The 24,197-nt window shown below is 53.9% G+C and carries 21 protein-coding genes, 1 tRNA gene and 3 rRNA genes; 1 reads left to right on the top strand and 24 read right to left on the bottom strand.

Annotated features, from left to right (window positions below):
- Nucleotides 1–275: 275 nt before the first annotated feature.
- The 9 genes from BQ2657_RS03110 to BQ2657_RS03070 form a co-directional block, all read right to left on the bottom strand.
- A complete protein-coding gene (locus tag BQ2657_RS03110; protein WP_075579323.1) occupies nucleotides 276–944 on the bottom strand; it encodes an energy-coupling factor transporter transmembrane component T in 669 nt (222 codons plus the stop codon).
- A complete protein-coding gene (locus BQ2657_RS03105; protein WP_075579322.1) occupies nucleotides 941–1,750 on the bottom strand; it encodes an energy-coupling factor ABC transporter ATP-binding protein in 810 nt (269 codons plus the stop codon). The genes BQ2657_RS03110 and BQ2657_RS03105 overlap by 4 nt, the downstream gene beginning before the upstream one ends.
- Entirely contained in the window at nucleotides 1,747–2,607 is an 861-nt protein-coding gene (locus BQ2657_RS03100) for an energy-coupling factor ABC transporter ATP-binding protein (RefSeq protein WP_075579321.1), read from the bottom strand. The genes BQ2657_RS03105 and BQ2657_RS03100 overlap by 4 nt, the downstream gene beginning before the upstream one ends.
- Nucleotides 2,600–3,169 (bottom strand): tryptophan transporter, encoded by a 570-nt coding sequence (locus tag BQ2657_RS03095; protein WP_075579320.1) that lies wholly within the window; start codon nucleotides 3,167–3,169, stop codon nucleotides 2,600–2,602. Before BQ2657_RS03095 ends, BQ2657_RS03100 begins: the two co-directional genes overlap by 8 nt.
- A gap of 121 nt (nucleotides 3,170–3,290) precedes the next feature.
- Nucleotides 3,291–3,992 (bottom strand): TetR/AcrR family transcriptional regulator, encoded by a 702-nt coding sequence (locus BQ2657_RS03090; protein ID WP_083236156.1) that lies wholly within the window; start codon nucleotides 3,990–3,992, stop codon nucleotides 3,291–3,293.
- Nucleotides 3,993–4,259: 267 nt separating this feature from the next.
- Nucleotides 4,260–4,703: an Hsp20/alpha crystallin family protein gene (locus BQ2657_RS03085; RefSeq protein ID WP_075579318.1), complete on the bottom strand. Its 444-nt coding sequence runs from the start codon at nucleotides 4,701–4,703 to the stop codon at nucleotides 4,260–4,262.
- 270 nt (nucleotides 4,704–4,973) lie between these two features.
- Entirely contained in the window at nucleotides 4,974–5,789 is an 816-nt protein-coding gene (locus BQ2657_RS03080) for a C39 family peptidase (RefSeq protein WP_075579317.1), read from the bottom strand.
- A gap of 101 nt (nucleotides 5,790–5,890) precedes the next feature.
- Nucleotides 5,891–6,586: a TetR/AcrR family transcriptional regulator gene (locus tag BQ2657_RS03075; protein WP_075579316.1), complete on the bottom strand. Its 696-nt coding sequence runs from the start codon at nucleotides 6,584–6,586 to the stop codon at nucleotides 5,891–5,893.
- 123 nt (nucleotides 6,587–6,709) lie between these two features.
- The gene (locus tag BQ2657_RS03070; RefSeq protein WP_075579315.1) at nucleotides 6,710–7,978 is read right to left on the bottom strand and encodes an S-layer homology domain-containing protein; all 1,269 of its coding nucleotides are present in this window, start codon (nucleotides 7,976–7,978) and stop codon (nucleotides 6,710–6,712) included.
- A 333-nt stretch (nucleotides 7,979–8,311) separates the two neighbouring features.
- On the opposite strand from BQ2657_RS03070, the gene BQ2657_RS03065 reads away from it, so the two are divergent.
- Complete coding sequence (locus tag BQ2657_RS03065) at nucleotides 8,312–8,656, top strand: heat-shock protein Hsp90 (RefSeq protein ID WP_075579314.1); 345 nt, start codon at nucleotides 8,312–8,314, stop codon at nucleotides 8,654–8,656.
- A gap of 39 nt (nucleotides 8,657–8,695) precedes the next feature.
- On the opposite strand, the gene fumC is transcribed toward BQ2657_RS03065, so the two are convergent.
- The 15 genes from fumC to BQ2657_RS02990 all read right to left on the bottom strand — a co-directional run bounded on the left by fumC (nucleotide 8,696) and on the right by BQ2657_RS02990 (nucleotide 24,085).
- Complete coding sequence (gene fumC / locus BQ2657_RS03060) at nucleotides 8,696–10,072, bottom strand: class II fumarate hydratase (protein WP_075579313.1); 1,377 nt, start codon at nucleotides 10,070–10,072, stop codon at nucleotides 8,696–8,698.
- A gap of 123 nt (nucleotides 10,073–10,195) precedes the next feature.
- Nucleotides 10,196–10,271, bottom strand: a tRNA-Lys gene (locus BQ2657_RS03055).
- Nucleotides 10,272–10,316: 45 nt separating this feature from the next.
- On the bottom strand, nucleotides 10,317–11,543 hold the full coding sequence (locus tag BQ2657_RS03050) for an NAD(P)-dependent oxidoreductase (RefSeq protein WP_075579312.1): 1,227 nt from the start codon (nucleotides 11,541–11,543) through the stop codon (nucleotides 10,317–10,319).
- A gap of 232 nt (nucleotides 11,544–11,775) precedes the next feature.
- Nucleotides 11,776–11,892 (bottom strand): 5S ribosomal RNA (gene rrf / locus BQ2657_RS03045).
- A gap of 68 nt (nucleotides 11,893–11,960) precedes the next feature.
- Nucleotides 11,961–14,865 (bottom strand): 23S ribosomal RNA (locus BQ2657_RS03040).
- A 392-nt stretch (nucleotides 14,866–15,257) separates the two neighbouring features.
- Nucleotides 15,258–16,814, bottom strand: a 16S ribosomal RNA gene (locus BQ2657_RS03035).
- Together the 16S, 23S and 5S rRNA genes form the textbook arrangement of a ribosomal RNA operon.
- A gap of 318 nt (nucleotides 16,815–17,132) precedes the next feature.
- Nucleotides 17,133–17,780, bottom strand: coding sequence for a DUF805 domain-containing protein (locus tag BQ2657_RS03030; protein WP_075579311.1), 648 nt, complete (start codon nucleotides 17,778–17,780; stop codon nucleotides 17,133–17,135).
- Between the two features lie 11 nt (nucleotides 17,781–17,791).
- A complete protein-coding gene (locus tag BQ2657_RS03025) occupies nucleotides 17,792–18,520 on the bottom strand; it encodes a hypothetical protein (RefSeq protein ID WP_075579310.1) in 729 nt (242 codons plus the stop codon).
- 108 nt (nucleotides 18,521–18,628) lie between these two features.
- Nucleotides 18,629–18,829, bottom strand: coding sequence for a DUF951 domain-containing protein (locus BQ2657_RS03020; RefSeq protein WP_075579309.1), 201 nt, complete (start codon nucleotides 18,827–18,829; stop codon nucleotides 18,629–18,631).
- On the bottom strand, nucleotides 18,819–19,487 hold the full coding sequence (locus tag BQ2657_RS03015; protein ID WP_075579308.1) for a CBS and ACT domain-containing protein: 669 nt from the start codon (nucleotides 19,485–19,487) through the stop codon (nucleotides 18,819–18,821). The genes BQ2657_RS03020 and BQ2657_RS03015 overlap by 11 nt, the downstream gene beginning before the upstream one ends.
- Before the next feature lie 15 nt (nucleotides 19,488–19,502).
- Entirely contained in the window at nucleotides 19,503–20,207 is a 705-nt protein-coding gene (locus tag BQ2657_RS03010; protein WP_075579307.1) for an ABC transporter ATP-binding protein, read from the bottom strand.
- Entirely contained in the window at nucleotides 20,207–20,944 is a 738-nt protein-coding gene (locus tag BQ2657_RS03005) for an ATP-binding cassette domain-containing protein (protein WP_075580967.1), read from the bottom strand. Before BQ2657_RS03005 ends, BQ2657_RS03010 begins: the two co-directional genes overlap by 1 nt.
- Before the next feature lie 7 nt (nucleotides 20,945–20,951).
- A complete protein-coding gene (locus BQ2657_RS03000) occupies nucleotides 20,952–21,932 on the bottom strand; it encodes a branched-chain amino acid ABC transporter permease (RefSeq protein WP_075580968.1) in 981 nt (326 codons plus the stop codon).
- 9 nt (nucleotides 21,933–21,941) lie between these two features.
- The gene (locus tag BQ2657_RS02995; RefSeq protein WP_075579306.1) at nucleotides 21,942–22,838 is read right to left on the bottom strand and encodes a branched-chain amino acid ABC transporter permease; all 897 of its coding nucleotides are present in this window, start codon (nucleotides 22,836–22,838) and stop codon (nucleotides 21,942–21,944) included.
- A gap of 71 nt (nucleotides 22,839–22,909) precedes the next feature.
- On the bottom strand, nucleotides 22,910–24,085 hold the full coding sequence (locus tag BQ2657_RS02990; RefSeq protein ID WP_187119165.1) for an ABC transporter substrate-binding protein: 1,176 nt from the start codon (nucleotides 24,083–24,085) through the stop codon (nucleotides 22,910–22,912).
- Nucleotides 24,086–24,197: the final 112 nt, after the last annotated feature.

Genomic DNA, 24,197 nt, shown 5'->3' with positions numbered 1-24,197 from the left:
TGGTCTCTGGCCAAAGGAGGAAAACCGCACCGCGGTTTTCTGGAAAAAAGACGCAGCCGGAGGCTGCTAACCCACCACCATCCTTACGGATGATCCCCCGCCCTTGAAAAGGGCGGATATAAGGAGGGTGGGCCAGGCACACGAGATGGGTCCAGATGCGCGAAAGGAGGGATTTGGAAGTTGGGCATAATACATAGCCGGTATATGCCCGGCTTCCAAATCCCTCCTGACAAAGCAGATGGGCCCATATCGTGCGCCTGGGTTATGCGTCAGCCTTAAATATGCTTCACCCAGATGGGATACGTGCTCAGCACGATGACGATCACAAGCGTCACATAGTCCCCCAGATGCAGCCGCATGGGCCGGCGGTTCTTATAGGTATTGGGTCCGAAGCCTTTCAGTTCCATGGAAAGGGCCAAGGTATCGGATTTGGCCACGGCCCACATCACCAGGGGTTTTACCACCGCCAGATAAGCATAGAGCCGTTTGAAGGCATTCCCCCGGTTGGAATAGCCCCGGCAGGACTGGGCGTCCAGAGTAATGGCGGAATCCGACAGGAAATCCGGCACAAACCGCAGGGCCGTAGTGAGCATGAAGGCATATTCATAGGGCATATGGAATTTTTCCACCAGGGCCTGGGCGATGTCCTGGATCCGGGTAGAAGCCAGGAGGCACAGGAAAGCGGTGGTCATGACGAACATCCGCAGGCCCCCGGTGAGAGCCACATACAGGGGGGAGCCGAACAGCAGCTGGAGCACCACCATCATGCCGGTGAACACCGTCAAGGTCCCGATGGCGGCCATGGTCATCCGGTCCCGCTTGATGTACAGCAGGATCACCAGTTCCAATACCAGCAGCGTGGCCACCGCCGGGATCGGCAGCAGGAACACCCAGGCCGTCACCGCCAGCACCAGGATCAATTTCGTAAAGGCTGTGATTTTCATGCCTTGCCACCTTCTTTCAGCTGCAGCTGACGGCACAAGGCCTCCGGGCTGTCGGCTTCCACATGGAACAGGGCTCCCAGACGGGCCAGGACCGGCTGCCGCAGTCCCCATTCCCCTATAGGCCGCTGCCCGTCGAACAGTTCCGCCGTTTTCCCGTCATAGACCAGCTGTCCGTCATGGAGCACCAGGGCATGGTCCGTATACTTCCGGGCAATCTCCATATCATGGGTGATCAAGATCAACGTCATATGCTTCTCTTTCTGGAGTCGGGCCAGATACGTCATCATATGCTGCTTTTCCTGTTCATCCTGGCCGTTGGTGATTTCGTCCAGGATCAGGGTCCGGGGCTGGAGGGCCAAAGCCACCGCCACTCCCAGCCGCCGTTTCTGGCCAAAAGAGAGTCCCCGGGGATACTGGTCCAGATAGGAGGTCAGCCCCATGGCTTCCACCGCATCCCGCACCTGCCGGTCCAAGGTTTCTTTGGGCATTTTTCGATTCTGGAGCCCATAAGCCACTTCATCGTAGACCGTATCTCCCAAAAGCTGCAGATCCGGATTCTGGAATACGTATCCCACCTTGTCGGCCAGGTCCGCCGGTTCGTAATCCACGATATCCACTCCATCCACCAGCACCTGTCCGCTCCGAGGATGGTTCAGGGCCATGAACAGCCGGCTGAGGGTGGTCTTGCCGCTGCCGTTGCGCCCCAGAAGGGCTGCCGCTTCCCCGTCTTCGATCCGGCAGCTGATGTCCTGGAGCACAGGGATGCCCCGCCGATAGGCAAAGTTCACTGCTTTTGCTTCAATCATGCCTTGCCGCCTCCCTGAAATTTCTGGAGCAGTTCTTTCTCTGCTTCTTCTTCCGTTCTCCAGCTGCCCAACCGCACCTGATACTTTTCTTCCAAGCCTAGCTTCACCAGCCACAGTTCCGGCAGATTCTCCCGCAGGTCTTCCTGGGCAAAGGCAGCTCGGGCCGCTGCTTCGAATCTGCCCTGCACCCGGGCTTCGCCGCCGCTGATCAGCACCAGATCCGTCATATAGGGCAGCAGATAGTTCAGGTCATGTTCTACCACCACCGTCATCCGGTGCTGCTGGTAGATCTTGTACAGCAGGGCATACAGAGACCGGGCCCCATCCGGATCCAAGGCAGAAACCGGTTCATCCAAGATCAGCACTTCCGGCCGGCAGGCCAGCACGGAAGCCAGCAGCAGCCGCTGGCGCTGGCCCCCGGACAGTTCATCCAGCTGATAGTTTTCCCGGCCAGGAAGGCCCACATCCGCCAGGGCCTGGCTTACCCGCTTGTCCACTTCTTCCGGAGAGAAGCCGTGGTTCAAGAGGCCGAAGGCGATTTCTTCTCCGGCCGTCAGGGAAACCATCTGGCTTTCGTAATCGTCCATCATGATCCCCACCCGCATGGCGATTTCAGAGATCTTCCGGCCCCGGATGTCTTCTCCCAGGACTTCTACGGAACCATGGTACCGGCCGCCGTAATAATGAGGGACGATTCCCGTCATGGCCTTGCACAAAGTGGTCTTGCCGGCGCCGCTGGGCCCGGCAATGGCGGTGAAGCTGCCTTTCTGGATCTCCAGGTTGATATCCTTCAGCACCAGGTCACTGTTCAGATAGGCAAAATAAAAATCCGTAATCCGGATGGCTGTATCACTCATGGCGTTTTCCCTCCGTGGCAAAGAAAATCTTCCGGACCGGGCCGTACAGCACCTGGGTCACCACTCCGTTCAGGACGCCCACGGTAAGCACCACCGGCAGCATGGCATGGGTCCACACCGTAAGGGGCAGTCCCAGTACCAGCTTCAGGATATAGGTGAACACGCTGCCGCTCACGGAGGTAGCCAAGAAGCCGATGATGAACGGTTTGACCTTCAGCCCTTCCAGATGGGCCAGGGCAAATGCCTTCACCAGGAGGCAGGCCGTCAGGGCTCCGCTCAGTTCACTGGCGATATTTCCCAGAGGAAAAGCGGATTTGGAAGAGGGGATCAAAGTCAGTCCAGCCACGAACCCGATGCCCAAGGCCCGGGTGGGACCGGGTTTGGTCAGGCTGATGGTGATGGAATACATGGCAATGGTCCAGTTGGGGGTCACCCCGCCCACATTGGGGCTGATGGTATGGAGGATGACACCGATGGCCAGCAGCAGCGCCGTCATCGCCACCCAGCGATGGGTATCCCGTGCTGCTTCCACCGTAATCAGATCCGGAATCGGTTTATCCATGATACGATGCTCCTTTGCTGCAATGGATTATAGAATATAGTTTATGGGGCAGCGGGGAGGATGTCAAGGAAAAAGGGGCTGCTGCACGTGTATGTTTTTCACACGTGCAGCAGCCCCTTCTTCATACCATCTGAAAGATCCGCTTTCCCACTTCCAACATTTTCTCCCGCTGGGTTTCCAGTTCCACCAGGACCATTTCGGTTTTCTCCGGCGGCACATCGAAGATTTCCAGTGCCTGGGTCAGGATCAGCCGCTTCAGCTGCTCCCGGGGGAACAGATACCGGAATTCATGGGCCAGGATATACCCGCTCAGGGAAGACCGCACCACCAGTACCCGCTCATAGCATTCCTGGGCCGTAAAATCCCGGGCAAAAGTCAGGTGGGCATAGGAAGCATGCCGGTCCACCAGCATTTCAAAGAGCCGGGGTGTGGTATACATGGTCTTGTAGATGCTGCAGAGTATGGCGCTTGCATCCATGGCCTCCAGAGCGATGGCCAAAGGGATAATGTACTGGTACAGGGCCAGCATCTCTTTGGGATTTTCTTTCAGCAGGATTTCGGAAGGTGCCAGTTCTTTTTCCATCACTTCCTGGGAACGGGTCAGCAGCTGTTCCGTCAGCGCCGCCAGGATCTCGTCTTTGGTCCTGTACCAGTGACGGAGTTCTGTAGGCCCCACCCCGGACACTTCACTGATCCGGCTCAGGGTCGTCCGCTGGTATCCCACTTCCTGCAGCAATTTGGCTGCCGTACGCAGGATCTGGTTCCGGATGGCCTGATCCTGGGGAGTAGCGTCTACCAACGTTTGTTTTCTGTTTCTGCCCATAAAACCTATGACTCCATTCTTTATCCTATAAATGACCTCTATAATAAAATACTATAGCACGTGACAAAACCTCCATCAATTCTCTGCGAAAAAATTCATCTTTTTCATTTTTTTGCCACAGAGATCCCTTGAAGCCCCTGTAAACTATCCGCTTTTTAAGGTGACCGGACAGTCAAAAATAAAGCCGGAAGGGACTGCTGCCCCTGCAGCAGTCCCTTCCGGTTCCTATCGGAGATCCCGATCCTCTTCCGAGACCTCCCTGCCTCGTTATCCTTCGATAGCGATGTATTTCTTGCTGTCCACCTTCTGGGGTTCCTTCTTGGGAACGCTCAGTTCCAGGATCCCGTTCTCGTATTTGGCTTTCACATCAGCCTCGGTGACGCCTTCCCCTACATAGAAGCTCCGGGCGCACTGGCCAAAAGTACGTTCACGGCGGATATACTGGCCTTTCTTATCTTTTTCATCCTTGTCCACACCCTTGCTGGCACTAATGGTCAGATAGCCATTTTCCAGCTGTGCATGGATTTCATCCTTCTTGAAGCCCGGCAGATCGATATCCAGTTCGTAGTGGTCGCCCACATCCCGTACATCGGTCTTCATCATATTTCTGGCATGTTTTCCGTACAGAGGATTCCGTGCAGAGAACACATCGTCAAAGTCATTCATCAGATCATCGAACACATTGTCATTGAAAACAGCAGGCAGTAACATAAGCCATTCCTCCATTCAATCTTGGCCTTGAAGGTCAGCTTTTGGAACTACCGAAAGGCTTGGATTCCCGGGGCCCCCTTTGGAGCCCGTCCTACTTTCCAGGTTCCTTGGGAACCCTTCTCAGTGGTCTTTCCTTCGTTCTGGTATTATAATAGCACATATTGTTAGCACTGTCAAGCGTTGAGTGCTAAAAAGTCAAAGTTTTTTTGACTTTTTAAAAGGAGTGTCGCCCGTACGAAAACCACATACTTGCAACACTCCCTTAAAAAATCACAGCTTCACCCTTGCCGGAGATGCAATCAGGAACAGGTTGTGGTTCCCTCCCTCTTTTTCCGGGAACTGTCCGTACATGTCGAAGGTGGAGAAGAAGCGGGCAGCCGGGTAGATGCCATAGCCGTCCTGGTTGTGGTCCGTGGTATCATAGGGATCCGCTACGATCAGCACATCATCCTGGGGATCGGCCGTTCCCATGTCGTCATAACCGATGACCACCTGCCAGTGGCCGCCCCAGTCGATCCACCCCACCAAGATGGGTTTTCCGGCCTTCAGGGTGGCTTTGATGTCTTCCGGGCCAAAGATCTTTCCGGCCTTGACATAGTCTTCTGTAGTCACCAGATCGAAGCCCCCTACCTTCCGGAAAATATCCTTCATCTGTTCCAAGGTGGTGCCCGGATAGCCCTCCGGGAAGCCGGGGACTGCCACATCCTGCAGGGGGTGGCGCAGATCTGCCAGTTTTTGTTCCGTCCAGTCTTTCTGCCGGTCATACCACCGGAGCACCATCAGGGCCGCCGCTGGTCCGCAGGACCATTCACTGGACTGCTGGAGTGTCTTGAAAGCCGGCAGCAGCACCAGGGATCCTTTGGAATGCATGTGGTAGAAATCCGGATGAGCATAATAAATGGATTTTTTGTGATCCAGCTTCCGTTCCAGGGAAGCAGCCCCTTGATCCGCGGTAATCTTGGCCGGCTCCTGGAATTTCATGTCATCGCTGAAATTCCGGCTGGAAGCCGCTCCCGCCGGAAGGGACAGACCGGCCGCCAATATGCCTGCCAGCACCGCAGAAGTCAATGCAGGAAAAAATTGCATGGAAATCGTTCCTTTCGCCGCCCCGGCACCCCTCCTTCCGGAAGAGCCCTGTCAGGCATCCATCATTTTTTCTTTATTATAAAAGATTTTTCCAGGAATGCCTATAAGGTCTCCAGGATTTTTCCGCTGATTTCCGTCAACTGAGGACGCTGTTCTTCCAGCCTGTCCAACATTTTCTGGATGGTCCCGCTGGAGATCCCGAAGATCCGCAGGGAATGGGTCAGGAAGGTCCGGCGGATCCGCGGCCAGTTGTAGGGCTGCCGGAAGCCGTGGGCCATCACATAACCGCCCAGGGCTGAACACACCAGCAGCACCTTCTCATAACTGAACTGGCTGGACATCCGGACTGAGAAAAGCGCCGTCACATACTGGTAATGCCGCTCCACGATCCGTTCGAACAGATGGGGGATGCAGTAAGCGGTTTTCCAGAAACTCCACAGCATGGTATTGGAGTCCAGCACTTCCATTTCCATCCCCAGCAGCATCACATACCGGTACAAGGCGGCTTCTTCCGGTGACCAGGTTTCTGGGAAGGCTTTTTCCGGCAGCAGGGTGTGGAAGATGTATTCCCGGGTCCGTTCCATCAGCTGGCTGGCCAGATCGTTCAGCAGTTCTTCCTTGTTCCGATACAGGATATTCAGCTGACGCAGCGGGATTCCAGCCGCATCAGCGATCTTGGGCAGGGTAGTCCGGACATAGCCCAGTTCCAGGAACATTTCCTTGGCGGTATGCCGGATCCTTTTCTGAAGTTCCTTGTTCTCCTCCTGGAGGGTCTCCCCCTTTTTTCTTCTTCCCATAACAAGTTCCCCCTTTGGCATGCAGGCTTTTTCATGCCCATTATACCAGAACTTTCCCTTCGTCCCGGCAAAAAAGAAGGAGGGCTGCCGCCAGTGTGCAGTCCCCCTCCGTATTTCCTTCTTTTAGAACGTTACCACCATTTGAGACCACAGGGTCCGGGCATGTTCGTCGCTGTCCTTGCCCTTCAGGTCGAAGTATTCCACCTGGGCCACCATGTTCTTGGCCAGGGTTACGTTGCCGCCGAAGTGCCAGCCCTTGAACCCTTCTTCCGGGAACACATCATACCGGCCGTTCATGGTATGAGCAATGGTAGTGGTAGCAGCCTGATCATAGTATTTGGTGAACAGGCCCCAGCTCCCCGGTTTGGAAGCGGTGGCACCGCCGTATTTCAGCCAGGCTACAACCCCGTCGTCATCTTTGTTCATGTCATCCAGGTGATCATTGTCCCCATTCAGGTACATGGCCCCGAAGTTAAACTTGCCGGCGGTGTAGTCAGCCCCTACGGTCCAGATGGAATCATCATCGCCACCCATGCCCATGGCGGTTACATCATCTGCCCGGACATAGTTGGCTGCCATGTTCAGGTTGCCCCAACGGCCGCCTACTTCAGCTCTCCAATATTTGTCAGCTACGGAATCGTTGTTGGAATCGCTCCAGCTGTATTCGCTCTTGTTGGCCATCTTGCCCCAGACCCCGGTGATATAGGCCTGTCCGATCTTCACATTGGCTTTGATGGCATCTACCCGGCTATCGTAGATGTTCCCGTCAGCGATGAAATCCTGGAACCGGCCGCCAGTCAGGTTGACCACACCGATGTTCCCAGTCAGATAGGCTCTCTGGAAATCCGTATCATCATCACCGGATTCGTTGTTGCCGATGAAGTGCTGGTTGTTTTCCAGCATGGATACGTAATGCCAGTTGTCATTGACTTCCCCGGTGAGGAACAGACGGGTACGGAGCCGGGCGTCGTCGTTGTCACGGCCGGCTTTGGCAGCCTGCCATCTGTTGACGGCACCGCCGCTGCTGTGGTCATAGCTCAGCCGGACATTCCCAGTGATCTTCACATTGTCGGCATTCTTTTCCAGTTTGGCCACCCGGACACCCAGGTTGTCCAGTTCATCAGCGAATTCGCTGACCAGCTTGTCATCGGCACCGATGGCACCTTTGGCCAGGGCTTTGGCTACGATCTGTGCCATTTCATACCGGGTCATGGTTTTGTCACCTTTGAAGGTGCCATCCGGATATCCGTCCACCACACCGGCCGCTGCCAGTTTTGCTACGGCTCCATAAGCCCAGTGGCCTGCCGGCAGATCAGAGAACGGGTTGGCGGCAAATGCCGTGGCGCTGATGCCCATAGCCATGGCCAGAGCATACACTAAGGTTTTTTTCATGATAAAATCCCCCTTCTGGTAATTTCCTTTCCGGAAGGGAACCGCCTGCTTCCCGGGTTCTGTGCGAGTGGCCTTGTTTCCTCTACAGGCGCCGGCAATCCTGCGCTTCTCTTCGTTCCAGGCTTGTGGTCTATTTCCACGTTTCCACTATACCAAAGGGGACTGGGCCCTGTCACAAAAGGCGCTCCTTGTTTGCATTTTTTTGCTTTTTATTTGTGAATTTTCTTTGTCTTTTCCTTTTTTATCACAATTCTTTTGCAAAAACAGGGGCTTGCACTCCCCCAAAAAAAGTATATGATATAATTACTAATATTACATGGAAGGATGATCTCTATGGAAAACCATGAAGCTTTGGTCGCAGAAGTCAAAAATCTGGCAGCAGCCCCCAGTGTATACAGCGGGCTGAAGGACTTGGCAGAAAAGTGGCTGACTGCAGAAGGAACGGCAGCCCAGGCCAACCTGACGGCCCTTCTCCGGGCTGCCCTGAAAGAAGACGTATGCACCATCGACCAAGTGCTGCCCTTCTTTGCATCCGATGCGGCCAAAAAGGCCTTCGGGGAAGAAACCGCTGCCAAGATGCTGGCCCAGGGCCAGAAAGTCAAGGCCGAAGGGGGCAAATACTGCTTCTGCCCCGCCTGCACCGCAGGGGCCAAGATCCTGGAGATGTTGGGGGAATAAAAAAAACGGGGCCGTTGCTTATGCAGCAGCCCCGTTTTTTTACGCCATCTTCTCCGGATGGAACACTTTGTCGAATTCTCCTTCTTCCATGAAACCCAGCTTCAGGACCGCTTCTTTCAGGGAAATATTTTCTTTGAAAGCCAATTTGGCCACCTGGGCACATTTGTCATAGCCGATATACGGGCTCAGGGCCGTCACCAGCATCAGGGAATTGTGCAGGTTGTGGGCCATCTTTTCCTTATTGGCTTTGATCCCCACCACACAGTTCTTCCGGAAGGACACCATCACATCTCCCAGGAGCCGGACGGACTGGAGGAAATTGTAGATGGTCACTGGCAGGAACACGTTCAGCTGGAAGTTCCCCTGGGAAGCAGCGAATCCAATGGCCGCATCATTCCCCATGACCTGGACCGCCACCATGGTCACCGCCTCACACTGGGTAGGGTTCACTTTCCCAGGCATGATGGAAGAACCCGGTTCGTTGGCGGGAATGGTGATTTCTCCCAAGCCGTCCCGAGGCCCGGACGCCAGCCAGCGGACGTCGTTGGCCATCTTCATCAGGTTGGCTGCCAGAGCCTTTAAAGCGCCGTGAGCAAAGACCATATCATCCAAGCTGGTCAGGGCATGGAACTTATTGGGTGCTGTCACAAAGGAAAAGCCCGTGTTCTTGGCGATGTACCCAGCCACCTTTTTGTCAAAGCCTTTGGGTGCATTCAGGCCGGTGCCTACCGCCGTCCCTCCCAAGGCCAATTCCAGCAGGCCCTTTTCCGCAGCCTTGATTTCCTGCCGATTCCGCTCCAGCATGGTCCGCCAGCCGGAAATCTCCTGGGAAAAAGCCACCGGCACTGCATCTTGGAGGTGGGTCCGTCCCGTAGTCACAATGCCCTTGTTGGCCTTTTCCAGCTTCTTGAAGGCAGCTACCAATTCATCCAGGGCCGGCAGCAGCTGTTTTTCCAGTTCCCAGACGGCAGCAATGTGCATGGCCGTAGGAAAGGTATCGTTGGAACTCTGGGACATGTTCACATGGTCATTGGGATGGAGGAGTGCTTCTCCGGCCAGTTCATTCCCCCGATGAGCAATGACTTCATTGACATTCATGTTGCTCTGGGTCCCGCTGCCGGTCTGCCACACTGCCAGAGGGAAGTTGCCGTCCAATTTTCCCTTCAGGATCTCGTCGCAGACCTTGCCAATGATCTGGCAGCGTTTCTTGTCCAGCTTGTCCAAGGCTTCATTGGCCTGGGCAGCACTTTTTTTCAGGTAGGCAAAAGCCCGGATCACTTCCATGGGCATCTTTTCCGTCCCAATCTTGAAATTCTCGAAGCTCCGTTCTGACTGAGCACCCCAGTATTTGTCCGCCGGGACCTTGATTTCTCCCATGGAATCCCGTTCCAGACGCCATTCCTCTTTTTTTGCCATGCTGTTCCCCTCGCTTTCTAATGATACCTGCATTATTTCATAGCAATGTTCGTTTGTCAAACGAAAAGGGAGGATAAAGAAAAAAGGCCCGTCCTCCACAGGACAGGCCTTTCAACATTCAAATGGTGATCCACCCGGGACTTGAACCCGGGACACCCTGATTAAAAGTCAGGTGCTCTACCAGCTGAGCTAGTGAATCATTGCGTTACAGCTTAATTATTATAGCTTGATTTCGCAGGATTTGTCAACCCTTTTTATCCAAATTTTTCATGTAAAGATCCATTTCATCGGCGATCTTCTTGGAATATTCCACGGCGTGGACCACGGTCTTGGCACCAGTGACCACATCTCCGGAAGCAAAGACCCCGGGCAGGGTGGTTTCTCCGTCTTCCGTGATTTTCAGATTCCCCCGGTCGTTCAGCTCCAAGCCCTGGTTGTGTTCCACCAGCCGGTGCTTGGGCACCTGGGAAACAGCAATCACCACGCTGTCCACGGGCACCAGCCGGGCCGTATCTTCCAGGACGGTCACATGGCCGTCTTCCACTTTGGTATCTGCCACCATAGGGCCTTCGTCTTTGATGGCCACGGCTGTCTTGTTGAATTCGTACTTCACGCCGTCCAGGAGAGAATACTCATATTCATCCTGGGAAGCGGACACATGATCCCGGCGCACATAGACCGTGACGCTCTTGCAGCCGTGCCGTACCGCGGTACGGGCCACGTCCATAGCGGAGTTCCCAGAACCGAAAATGGCCACACTCTGGCCCAGATCTACGGCATCCGGGTTGTTCAGGTAACTGATGGCATAGTGGACATTCCCGAAGGTCTCTCCTGGGATCCGCATCCGCTTAGGCCGCCAGGCACCGGTGCCGATGAATACGGACTGATAGCCGTCAGCGAACAGGTCCTTCAGGGTGATGTTCCCGCCGATGGTAAAGTTGAACCGGAACTTGATCCCCATTGCCTTCATCCGTTCCTCGAACCGGTCCAGGATGTACCGAGGCAGCCGGAAATCCGGGATCCCATAGCGCATGATGCCCCCGATCTTATCCCGGGATTCAAAGACGGTGATCTGATACCCCCGTTTGGCCAGGATGATGGCAATGGTGATCCCTGCAGGCCCGGCACCGATGATGGCTACTTTCTTCCCATTGGAAGGGGCCTGCTGGATCTTCAGCCGGTCGAAACAGGAATCAGAGATATAATTTTCGATGGCGGAAATGTGCACCGGAGCACCTTTGATGCCCCGGACACAGTGCCCTTCACACTGGGCCGCATGGTTGCACACCAAGCTGCAGACCACAGAAAGGGGATTGTTGTCGAACAGCATCTGGGCTGCGGTCAGCAAATCATTTTCCTTGAACAGCCGGATCATTTCCGGGATATTGGTATGGATGGGACAGCCTTCCCGGCATAGGGGCTTTTTGCACTGGAGACACCGGTTGGCTTCTTCTAATTCATGGATGGACATACACAGAACCTCGTTTTCAAAGGATGTTTATTGTATAGTTTATATAAGTGGTAGGGTTCCTGTCAAGCTCTTCAATAAAAATCTGAGGTCGCGGCCTGTAAGTTCAATCCGTTTGTTTTTTTCTATAGAAGGAAAGGTAGAAACCCGCCAGGGGCGGGTTTCCTCCATCGCCCGCTGACCGTTGACAGCTGACATAAAAAAATTCCGCATCCATCAGATGCGGAATTTTCCTAACCGGCAGCTCCCTATCCTCCCGGACCGTTTCCAGTCGAGTACTTTCGGCGTATAAGGGCTTAACTGCTGTGTTCGGCATGGGAACAGGTGGATCCCCTTAGCTATCGCCACCGGATTATGTAACTGAAGGCATGAGCCCTCAAAACTTCATGAAGAGACGTTCTTTCATCTAACGGCCCGATTTAAGTCAAGCCCTCGACATATTAGTACAGGTCAGCTTAACATATTGCTACGCTTCCACACCCTGCCTATCAACCTGGTAATCTTCCAGGTGTCTTACCAGCTTACGCTGTGAGAGATCTCATCTTAAGGATGGTTTCACGCTTAGATGCTTTCAGCGTTTATCCGTTCCGGACGTAGCTACCCAACTATACCCTTGGCAGGATAATTGGTACACCAGCGGTCCGTCCACTCCGGTCCTCTCGTACTAGGAGCAGCCCCCTTCAAATCTCTTGCGCCCGCGATGGATAGGGACCGAACTGTCTCACGACGTTCTGAACCCAGCTCACGTACCACTTTAATGGGCGAACAGCCCAGCCCTTGGGACCGACTTCAGCCCCAGGATGTGATGAGCCGACATCGAGGTGCCAAACCTCCCCGTCGATATGGACTCTTGGGAGAGATTAGCCTGTTATCCCCAGGGTAGCTTTTATCCGTTGAGCGATGGCCCTTCCACTTGGATGCCACCGGATCACTAAGCCCTACTTTCGTACCTGCTCGCCGTGTTTGGCTCGCAGTCAAGCTCCCTTCTGCCTTTACACTCCGCGCGCGGTTTCCGTCCGCGCTGAGGGAACCTTTGGGCGCCTCCGTTACTCTTTAGGAGGCGACCGCCCCAGTCAAACTGCCCGCCTAACACTGTCCCGGCGATCGTTGCTCGCCCGGTTAGAATCCCGATAATTGAAGGGTGGTATCCCAACGTCGGCTCCGGCAATCCCAGAGGACTGCCTTCCATGCCTCCCACCTATCCTGTGCATCAAGTATCAGAACCCAATATTAGGTTACAGTAAAGCTCCATGGGGTCTTTCTGTCCAGTCGCGGGTAACCTGCATCTTCACAGGTATTTCAATTTCACCGGGTCCCTCGTTGAGACAGTGCCCAAATCGTTACACCTTTCGTGCGGGTCGGAACTTACCCGACAAGGAATTTCGCTACCTTAGGACCGTTATAGTTACGGCCGCCGTTCACTGGGGCTTCAGTCGAATGCTTTGGGTCGAACCCGGACATCCTTCTTTAACCTTCCAGCACTGGGCAGGTGTCAGCACCTATACTTCAGATTTCTCTTTCGCAGGCACCTGTGTTTCTGGTTAACAGTCGCTTGGGCCTCTTCTCTGCGACCACACCGGGCTCCAGGAGCAAGTCCCTTCACCTTTGTGGCTACCCTTATCCCGAAGTTACGGGTACATTTTGCCGAGTTCCTTAACGAGGGTTCTCCCGCGCACCTTAGGATTCTCTCCCCGCATACCTGTGTCGGTTTACGGTACGGGCGGCAGCTTTCTCACTAGAAGCTTTTCTCGGCAGCGTAGGCTCAATCCCTTCGGGAACAAGTTCCCTCCGCGTCACGCCTCAGCCTTGGTTACCGGATTTGCCTGGCAACCAGCCTACACGCTTGCACACGATCTACCAATCTCGTGCGGACCTGCCTTCCTGCGTCACTCCTTCGTTCAAACGATCACTGCCGGTACTGGAATATCGACCAGTTGTCCATCTCCTACGCTCTTTGCCTCGGATTAGGTCCCGACTTACCCTGAGACGACGATCGTTGCTCAGGAATCCTTATGCTTTCGGTGGAATGGATTCTCACCATTCTTTTCGCTACTCATGCCAACATTCTCACTTCCCACCAGTCCACCGCACCTTCCAGTACGGCTTCAGCCCGATGGGAACGCTCCTCTACCACGCATGCCTGAGCATGCATCCATAGCTTCGGTTCCATACTTTAGCCCCGGGAATCTTCGGCGCAGGGCCTCTCGACCAGTGAGCTATTACGCACTCTTTAAATGGTGGCTGCTTCTGAGCCAACATCCTGGTTGTTTATGAGACCCCACATCCTTTTCCACTTAGTATGGCATTGGGGACCTTAGCTGATGGTCTGGGCTGTTTCCCTTTTGACAACGGGACTTATCTCTCGTAGTCTGACTCCCAGGCTCTGCAGCATAGCCATTCGTAGTTTGACAGGGTTCGGTAACCATTACAGTCCCTATCCCGATCAGTGCTCTACCGCCTATGCTTACTGCCTGAGGCTAGCCCTAAAGCTATTTCGAGGAGAACCAGCTATCTCTGCGTTCGATTGGAATTTCACCGCTACCCACGATTCATCCGAAAGTTTTTCAACACTCACCGGTTCGGTCCTCCACACGATTTTACCCGTGCTTCAACCTGATCATGGGTAGATCACTACAGTTTCGGGTCTACGAACACCAACTATCCGCCCTTTTCAGACTCGGTTTCCCTACGGCTCCGCATTTCCTGCTTAACCTCGCTGGTGCCCGTAACTCGTTGGCTCATTCTTCAATAGGCACGCCGTCGCTTGCGCTCCGACTGCTTGTAGACATACGGTTTCAGGTTCTCTTTCACTCCGCTCCCGCGGTTCTTTTCACCTTTCCCTCACGGTACTATGCGCTATCGGTCACTAAGGAGTGTTTAGCCTTGGAGGGTGGTCCCCCCGACTTCCCGCAAAATTCCTCGTGCTTCGCGGTACTCTGGATACTGGCCACTCATCCGATCTTTCATCTACCCGGCTCTCACGGTCTGTGGCTCACCTTTCCAGGTGATTCGACTAGATTGGACTTCGCTTATGCCAGTCCGTAACCCCAGGGAGCCGAAGCTCTCTGGTTTAGGCTCTGCCCTCTTCGCTCGCCGCTACTGTGGGCATCTCGTTTGATTTCTCTTCCTCCGGCTACTTAGATGTTTCAGTTCACCGGGTTCCCTTCCCGAAGGATGCCATCCCATGACGGATGGCGGGTTTCCCCATTCGGACATCCACGGATCGAAGCCTGCTTGCGGCTCCCCGTGGCTTTTCGCAGCTTACCACGTCCTTCATCGGCTCTTAGTGCCAAGGCATTCACCGTATGCCCTTAGTAGCTTGACTTCCTCGCTGCGATAAACCGGCGTCTGCTGCGTCACGCCTCCGCTCCGCTCAGTCGACATACTTGAGTATAGTCTCCTTCGCTGTGCTCGGCGTTCCTTGCATCCATCCGATTTCTCTTCGCGAGCTTGAATCTTAAATTACTTTAAGACTCCGGTTCTTTTACTAAGGTCACACTTACGTGTGCCTAGTTCTCGTTACTCGTTTCTAAATTCGCATTTAGATCAGAGGTGCTTACCTGATCATCACATCAGATAAGACTTTGTTTGTCTCTTCTATGAAGTTTTCAAGGTTCATGTTTCAGGGACGAGCCCTGAGAACCGAATATTGTTCTTGACAGATGTGCGTCGACGAAGAATAGAAGAAAGTCCTTGGACTCCTTCGGTTCTCCCTAGAAAGGAGGTGATCCAGCCGCTCGTTCTCGAACGGCTACCTTGTTACGACTTCACCCCAATCATCGGCCCCACCTTAGACAGCTGACTCCTAAAAGGTTATCTCACCGGCTTCGGGTGTTACCAACTTTCGTGGTGTGACGGGCGGTGTGTACAAGGCCCGGGAACGTATTCACCGCAGTATGCTGACCTGCGATTACTAGCGATTCCAACTTCACGCAGGCGGGTTGCAGCCTGCGATCCGAACTGGGGTCGGGTTTCTGGGATTGGCTCCGCCTCGCGGCTTCGCTGCCCTTTGTTGCCGACCATTGTAGTACGTGTGTAGCCCAAGACATAAGGGGCATGATGACTTGACGTCATCCCCGCCTTCCTCCAGGTTATCCCTGGCAGTCTCCTATGAGTCCCCACCGCTGCGTGCTGGTAACATAGGATAAGGGTTGCGCTCGTTGCGGGACTTAACCCAACATCTCACGACACGAGCTGACGACAGCCATGCACCACCTGTTTTCGTGTCTCCGAAGAGAGGGGCTTATCTCTAAGCCTTTCACTCAATGTCAAGCCTTGGTAAGGTTCTTCGCGTTGCGTCGAATTAAACCACATACTCCACCGCTTGTGCGGGCCCCCGTCAATTCCTTTGAGTTTCAATCTTGCGATCGTAGTCCCCAGGCGGGGTACTTATTGCGTTAACTCCGGCACAGAAGGGGTCGATACCTCCTACACCTAGTACCCATCGTTTACGGCCAGGACTACCGGGGTATCTAATCCCGTTTGCTACCCTGGCTTTCGCATCTCAGCGTCAGACACAGTCCAGAAAGGCGCCTTCGCCACTGGTGTTCCTCCCAATATCTACGCATTTCACCGCTACACTGGGAATTCCCCTTTCCTCTCCTGCACTCAAGACTTCCAGTATCCAACGCCATACGGGGTTAAGCCCCGCATTTTCACGTCGGACTTAAAAGCCCGCCTACATGCTCTTTACGCCCAATAATTCCGGACAACGCTTGCCACCTACGTATTACCGCGGCTGCTGGCACGTAGTTAGCCGTGGCTTCCTCGTCAGGTACCGTCACTGCCGAAATGTATTGTAGATCGGCACGTTCGTCCCTGACAACAGAGTTTTACAACCCGAAGGCCTTCATCACTCACGCGGCGTTGCTCCGTCAGACTTTCGTCCATTGCGGAAGATTCCCCACTGCTGCCTCCCGTAGGAGTTTGGGCCGTGTCTCAGTCCCAATGTGGCCGTTCATCCTCTCAGACCGGCTACTGATCATCGCCTAGGTGGGCCGTTACCCCACCTACTAGCTAATCAGACGCAGGCCCATCTTCTGGCGATAGCTTACAAGTAGAGGCCATCTTTCATCCCCTCTCCATGCGGAGAGGGGATCACATTCGGTATTAGCATCCCTTTCGGAATGTTGTCCCCAACCAGAGGGCAGGTTGCCTACGCGTTACTCACCCGTTCGCCACTAAGAACATTCCGAAGAAAGTTCTCCGTTCGACTTGCATGTGTTAAGCACGCCGCCAGCGTTCGTCCTGAGCCAGGATCAAACTCTCCAAAATAGATATTTTGAAGAGCCGCTTGGCTCTTGAAAAACTAGCTTTGATTTTTTAACCTGGTTGTCATCCAGGTGACTCGATCTCATCACCGTAAAGGTGACTTGACCCGCACATCTGTCAACAATATTCAGTTCTCAAAGTTCGTCTTGCCGTCTCAGTGACAGCTATTATATATTAGCAGATTCGATCATTCTTGTCAACAACTTTTTTCTTTCAATGTTTCAACTGAAACATTCCATTGTTGAAAAGCAGATCATCTGCTGCTTCCTCAAAGAGAAAGCTTGTATATATTACCAAATATAGGTCTTCTTGTCAACTGTTTTATTCTTCCATGCCGTATTCATTCTGTCCGGGCTGCCCCTGGGCAAACAGCAGGTAGACGAACATCAGCAGATTCAGGGCCGGAACCACGCAGACCAGGAGCCATAAGCCGGAATGTCCCCGGTCGTGGAGCCGCCGGACAGCCAAGGAAATCTGTGAAACGGCCAGAGCGATCAGGGCCACCAGCCCCAAGGGAGCCAAGAACGAAATGATCCCGCAGATCAAGCCGATCACCACGGCACTGAGCAGCAGGATCAGCCACCGGCACACATAGGTTCCCCGGCTCATCCTTCCTTCGAAAGAGAAATACATGGGCTTCCAGGTGTTGGCATCTGGGATATTGGCTTGGAAGCGGGCTCCAAAACTGGGATTGTTCCCGGGGCCATAGGGATTCTGCTGATATTGATACTGCTGTTGCTGCTGATACTGCTGCCAATTGTTTCCCGGCTGGCTGTTCCCCTGTTCCTGCGTGCCTTCTCCTGTACTTTGGTCCTGCACCGGAGTCCCTGCGCCTTCCTGCTGATTCCCGCCGTTTCCGCCTCCCCGCAGAGCCTGACTGACTGGGGTCAGGACCAGCTGGGTCCCACATTCAGAACAGAACTTCTGGGAGTCCTCATAGATTTTATGACATTTTGGACAGGTTTTCATAGCTTTCTCCTTTATTTTTTCCGGGGATGCTTGGCATAGTAGGAAGCCAGCTGATCCCCGATGAATTCACCATAGGTGTCACTTTTCTTGTTCCACACATCATTGACGGCATAATGATCCGTCATATTGTTCTGCTCATCAAAGGTACACAGATACAAAGTCCTTGCTTTTTCATTCTTCACATCATACCGAGTCTGGGAAAGGAGGATCTTGGTACCGTTCACCGGTTTCTTCATCACGGTCTTTTCCCATACCTGATAGGAATTGGGGCCCTTCTTTTCCAGTGATTCCGGATTGAACCATTTCCGCCCCAGTCCGGGAAGTGTCTTGATGAAGACCCAGGGTCCCCGCCACCGGGAATAATCCCATTCGTACCGGGCACGGGTAAATAAACTGGTCATGGGCAGGAATTCCTGCCATTCCTGTACTTTCCGGTTTCCAGCAGTCTTGCGCCCTCTGGCATCCAGCTGATAGCTGCTCAGCTGCCGCCATTTCTTATTTTTCATATCGTATTCCCGGTGTCGGAGTTCTCCCGTCCGGCCCTGAGGATCCGGTTTTGTCCAAATGACCTTTTCCCATACGGTCAGAGAAGTATCCACCGGCCGTTTCAGGCTGTCCCGGTCCACAAAGATCTGTCCTTCTTCACTTTCTCCCAAAGGCATCCAGTGCACCGCCAGGGCAGGCAGGGGAAGGACCGTCAGCAGCAGCCCCACCACACAGGCTCCAAGCCATTTTCTCATAACCGACACCTCCGGAATCCCATTCTCATCGCTTTATTTTTTTCGCCGCTTTGACCATTATAGCATGAATAAGGGAGGTGTGAAAAAATGTTTTTCACACCTCCTCAGTCAGTCTTCCTTATGGACCAGGACTTCCCGTACGGCCTTTTCGAATTTGGCTCGAGGAAGCAGTACATAATGGCCGCAGCCCCGGCATTTGATGCCGAAATCCATCCCCACCCGGAGTACATCCCATTCGTAGGACCCGCAGGGGTGGGCTTTCTTCATCCGGACGATATCCCCCACTTTATAATCCGTATCATTCTTCATGGGCACCATCTACTTTCAGGGTAGAGATATCAGTGATCACGAAACCAGCATCCCGGATGGTCTGGATGATGTCCATGGCGTTGGTCAGATCGGCCCGCACAGTGATGGCAGCCCGTTTGGGACCGATTTTCCGGGTCAGGACGGAAATGATATTGACACCCCTGTCTTTGAAGATCTTCGCCAGATCTGCCAGGACACCTACCCGGTCCTGGGTATCCACGGTGATCTTGGTGGAGGTCTTGGCATACCCTAAAAGATCCACAAAAGCCTTGAACACATCAGTATCGGAAATGATCCCCACCACTTTGTTGGAAGTATCTACCACCGGCAGCGCCCCGATCTTGAATTTGTACATGAGATAGGCAGCTGTTTCCACTCCGTCTTCTGCCTTCACCGTGATCACAGCCTTGGTCATCAGGTCTTTGGCTTTCAGTTTGCCCAGGATATAATTGACTTCATACCGGTCCAGGGTGCTGGCATCGGACGGAGTGGCCCGGGAGACATCTCCATCGGTGACGATGCCTTTCAGATAGCCGTCTCCATCTACCACAGGGATCCGCCGCAGGTTGTTATTCAGCATCAGCTCCCGGATTTCCAGCAGGGACTGATTGGTCGTAACCACTTTTACGACTTTGGTCATCAAATCTTTGACTTGCATGGTTCTGCCTCCTTATCAGCCGCCCAGATAGGCTTTCTGCACGGCTTCGCTGGCTGCCAGCTCCGCCGCTGTTCCGGACAGGACCACCCGTCCGGTTTCCAGTACATAAGCACGGTCGGCGATGGAAAGGGCCATATTGGCATTTTGTTCCACCAGAAGGACCGTGGTGCCTTCACTGTTGATTTCTTTGATGATGGAAAAGATTTCCCGCACCAGGAGGGGGGCCAGCCCCATGGAGGGTTCATCCAGGAGCAGCAGCTGGGGTCGGCTCATCAGAGCCCGTCCCATGGCCAGCATCTGCTGTTCCCCGCCGGAAAGGGTTCCAGCAGTCTGGCTGATCCGTTCCTTCAGCCGGGGGAACTTCTCAAAGACTTTTTCTTTATCCCGGGCGATCCCATCCTTGTCCTTCCGAAGATAAGCCCCCATGTCCAGGTTTTCCATAACGGTCATCTCCGCGAATACGTGGCGGCCTTCCGGAACCTGGACCAGCCCCTGTCCCACCAGTTTATGGGCCGGGATCCCTACGATTTCATTCCCCTTGTAAAGGATGCTGCCGGTCTTGGGTTTGATCAGACCGGAAATGGTATGGAGGGTGGTTGATTTCCCCGCCCCGTTGGATCCGATCAGGGTCACGATTTCCCCATCCCCCACTTCTAGGTTCAGGTCTTTGACGGCGTGGATGGAACCGTAGTAGACATTTAGATTTTTAATGGTGAGCATCAGGATACCTCCTCGCCCAAATAGGCTTTGATGACCCGTTTGTTGTGTTTGATTTCATCAGGGGTGCCGTTGGCGATGCAGATGCCATATTCCAGTACGTAGATGCGCTGACACACATTCATGACCAGTCCCATATCGTGCTCGATCAGAAGAATGCTCAGGCTGAACTCCTTCTTGATCCAACGGATCATTTCCATCAGTTCCTTGGTTTCCTGGGGATTCATCCCGGCTGCCGGTTCATCCAAGAGCAGCAGTTTGGGAGACGTAGCCAGGGCACGGGCGATTTCCAGCCGCCGCTGTTCCCCATAGGGCAGGTTCTTGGCCGTTTCGTCCCGGAGCTTTTCCAGGTGGAAGATTTTCAGCAGGGCCAGGGCTTTTTCCTCGATGGTCTCTTCTTCTTTGAAATACCGGCCGAAACGGCCGATGGCTTCCGCCAAGCCGTAACGGACCTGGCTGTTGAAGGCGATTTTCACATTGTCCAGCACGGACAGTTCGGAAAAGAGCCGGATATTCTGGAAAGTACGGGCAATGCCCATCTGGGTCACCTGGTAGGGTTTCTTCCCGTTGATCCGCTGCCCATTGAAGGTGATCTCGCCTTCCGAAGGTTCATACACGCCGGTGAGCATGTTGAATGCCGTGGTCTTGCCGGCGCCGTTGGGACCGATCAGGCCGATCAGTTCCCCTTCATCGATCTGCATGGTCAGGTTGGATACAGCCCGCAGGCCCCCAAAGATCATGGATGCATTATTCACTTTGAGCAGTTCCGCCACGAGACCCACCTCCCAGTTTGATAGATTGGAACATCTTCAGGCTCAGTTCCTTGTTGCCGAAGATCCCCTGCGGCCGGTTCAGCATCAGGACGATCAGGACGATGGAATAGATCACCATCCGCCACTCCGGATAGTCAGCCAGGGCAGCCGAGATCCCTGTCAAAAGGATGGCCCCGGAAATGGACCCGCTGATGGATCCCAGTCCCCCCAGCACCACCATGGTCAGGACGTCGAAGGAACGCATGAAGGTGAAGGAAGCCGGATGGGCGATATAGTAATAGTGGGAGAACAAGGCTCCAGCAGTCCCGGCGAACCCGGCGCCGATGGTGAAAGCCATGACCTTGTACTTGGTGGTGTTGATGCCCATGGTCTCTGCTGCAATTTCATTTTCCCGGATGGCCAGGCAGGCCCGTCCGTCCGCAGAATTCTTGAAGTTCTTGATGAAGTAGACCACAAAGACAGTGATCCAGAACGCAATGGGGAACGTAGTCAGCCGGGGAATCCCCATGAAGCCGGAAGCCCCGCCCACATAATCGATGTTCAGGATGGCGATCCGGATGATTTCTCCCAGGCCCAGGGTGGCAATGGCCAGATAGTCCCCATTCAGCCGCAGGGTGGGCATACCGATGAGGAAGCCTAGGAAAGCCGCTGAAACCGTGGCCACAATCAGGGCAATGGGAAAATCCATCCCCAGTTTCACCGTAATGATGGCCGAAGTATAGGCTCCTACAGCCATAAAGCCCGCATGACCGATGGAAAATTGTCCGGTGAGGCCGTTGATCAGGTTCAGGCTCACGGACATGATGATGTTGATCAAGATCAGGACCACGTTGGTTTCCCAGTAGTCATCCAGGATCTCTTCCTCAAAAAGCAGATAAAAGACCGCAAAGAGGACGACCATGATGCCCAGGCCCAGCAGGTCCTGTTTATGCAGGGATTGACGTAAACTCTTCATGGCATCCACCTACACTTTCTCTTTCACGTTCTTGCCCAGAAGCCCCGTAGGCTTATAGAGCAGGATCAGGATCAGGATGGCGAAAGCCGCTGCATCCCGGTAAGTGGAAGAAAAGAAACCGGAGACCATGGCTTCCACCAGTCCCATGATGATGCCTCCCAGCATGGCGCCGGGCAGGATCCCGATGCCTCCTACCACTGCCGCGATAAAAGCTTTGATCCCGGGCATCATGCCCATGAGAGGATCGATGGAGTTGTAGTAGATCCCTACCAAGACCCCGGCAGCGGCGGCCAGAGAAGAACCCAGGGCAAAAGTAGTGGAAATCACCCGGTCAGTATCGATGCCCATGAGCTTGGCAGCATCAGAATCATAGCTGACAGCCCGCATGGCTTTCCCCGCCTTGGTCTTGTTGACGATATAGGTCAGCGCCAGCATCAGCAGCAGGGCACTGGCCAGGATAAGGATCTGCTGGTTGTTCACTACCACGCCGCCGATATGGTATACCGTAGGAGCGAACACCGCCGGGAAGGTCCGGGGCTGAGGCGTAACCAGCAGGATCATCCCGTTTTCCAGGAAGAAAGATACGCCGATGGCCGTGATCAGAGCAGCGATTCGGGGCGCATGCCGCATGGGCCGATAGGCAATCCGTTCAATGATGATCCCTGCCAGAGCTGCACCGATCATGGAAACGATCAGGGCCGGCAGAAAGGGCAGCCCGGCTTTGGTGATGGCCACAAAACCGATGTAGGCCCCCAGCATGTAAATATCCCCGTGAGCGAAGTTGATGAGTTTGATGATCCCATAGATCATGGTATATCCCAGGGCAATCAGAGCATAGATACTGCCCAGGGATACCCCATTGACAATCTGCTGGGCAAATTGATGGGCAAAGGATCCTGTATCCATAAGCACCCCTCCTTGTGAAAAAGTTTGGCGTCAGACCGGAGACCCGATCCGACGCCGCATTATGAATGATCTTACAGCGTAATCTTTTGTTTGAAGGTCTGTACGCCGTCTTTCATTTCGATGATGATACCGCCGGATACAGGGTTGTGATCCTTGTCCAGGGTATATTTACCGGTAGCGACCTGCAGATCCTTGATCTTGCTCAGGGCTTCTGCAATCTTGGTGCCGTCCGTACCGCCAGCCTGTTTGATGGCTTCTGCCACAGCCAGGGTCCCATCATACGCATGGATGGCGAAGGTATCCGGTTCTTCGTTGAATTTGGCTTTGTAGTCCTTGATGAACTGCTGGACATGAGGATCCTTATCCTGTGCAGAATAAGCACTGGTGAAATAAGTGCCGTTCAGGGCTTCTGCACCGGCGATCTGGGCCAGTTTCGGAGAATCCCAGCCGTCGCTCCCCAGGATCGGGCAGGTCAGGCCCACTTCACGAGCCTGTTTGATGATCTTAGAAACTTCTTCATAATAGCCGGGGACGTACAGCGCTTCCGGATTGGAGGCTTTCAGTTTGGTCAGCGCAGATTTGAAATCCTGGTCTTTGGCCAGGAAGGCTTCCTTGCCCACCACTTTGCCGCCTTTTTCTTCCAAGGTCTTGCCGAATACATCCATCAGCCCTTTGGAATAATCGCTGGAGGAATCATAGAAAATCGCGATGTTCTTCAGTTTCAGGGTTTCCACAGCGAATTTCGCCATCAGTTTGCCCTGGAAAGGATCGGTGAAGCAGGCCCGGAAAATGAAGGGGCGGACCTTGCCTTTTTCGTCCACCGTAATGCCGGGAGCCGTAGCCACAGGAGCCATCAGAGGCACCTTGCTGTTGGTCACCACCGGCGTAGCAGCCGATACGCAGCCGCTGGTTGCCGGCCCGATGATGACGGAAACTTTATCCTTGGTAATCAGTTTGGTAGCTGCGTTCCCGGATTCAGAAGGCTCGGACTTGTTGTCCGCTTCCACCAGTTTGATCTTCTTGCCGTTGATGCCGCCCTTGGCATTAATCTGTTCCACCGCCAATTGTACCCCTTTGTAGGTGGATTTGCCGTAGTTGGCCACGTTCCCCGTCAGTTCAAACAAAGCACCGATCTTGATTTCATTGCTATTGTCTTTCGCTGCATCTTTTTTGCCGCAGCCGGTAAACATAGACGCTACGAGAGTTGTCATCGCCAGCGCGCCGACCGCTTTTTTCCATGCTTTCATCAACAACACCTTTGCTTTCTTGAGATTTCTTGCCGGGGACCCGTGTAGCAACCGGTCGGCCTTGCAAGCTACAGTTATTATACGCACTAATTCACATTTTTGCAACATTCTT

Origin of the sequence: Acidaminococcus massiliensis (assembly GCF_900095825.1) — a bacterium.
GTDB classification, from domain to species: domain Bacteria; phylum Bacillota; class Negativicutes; order Acidaminococcales; family Acidaminococcaceae; genus Acidaminococcus; species Acidaminococcus massiliensis.
Note: the sequence above shows the minus strand (reverse complement) of the source record. Positions and strands in the feature narration are given on the sequence as shown.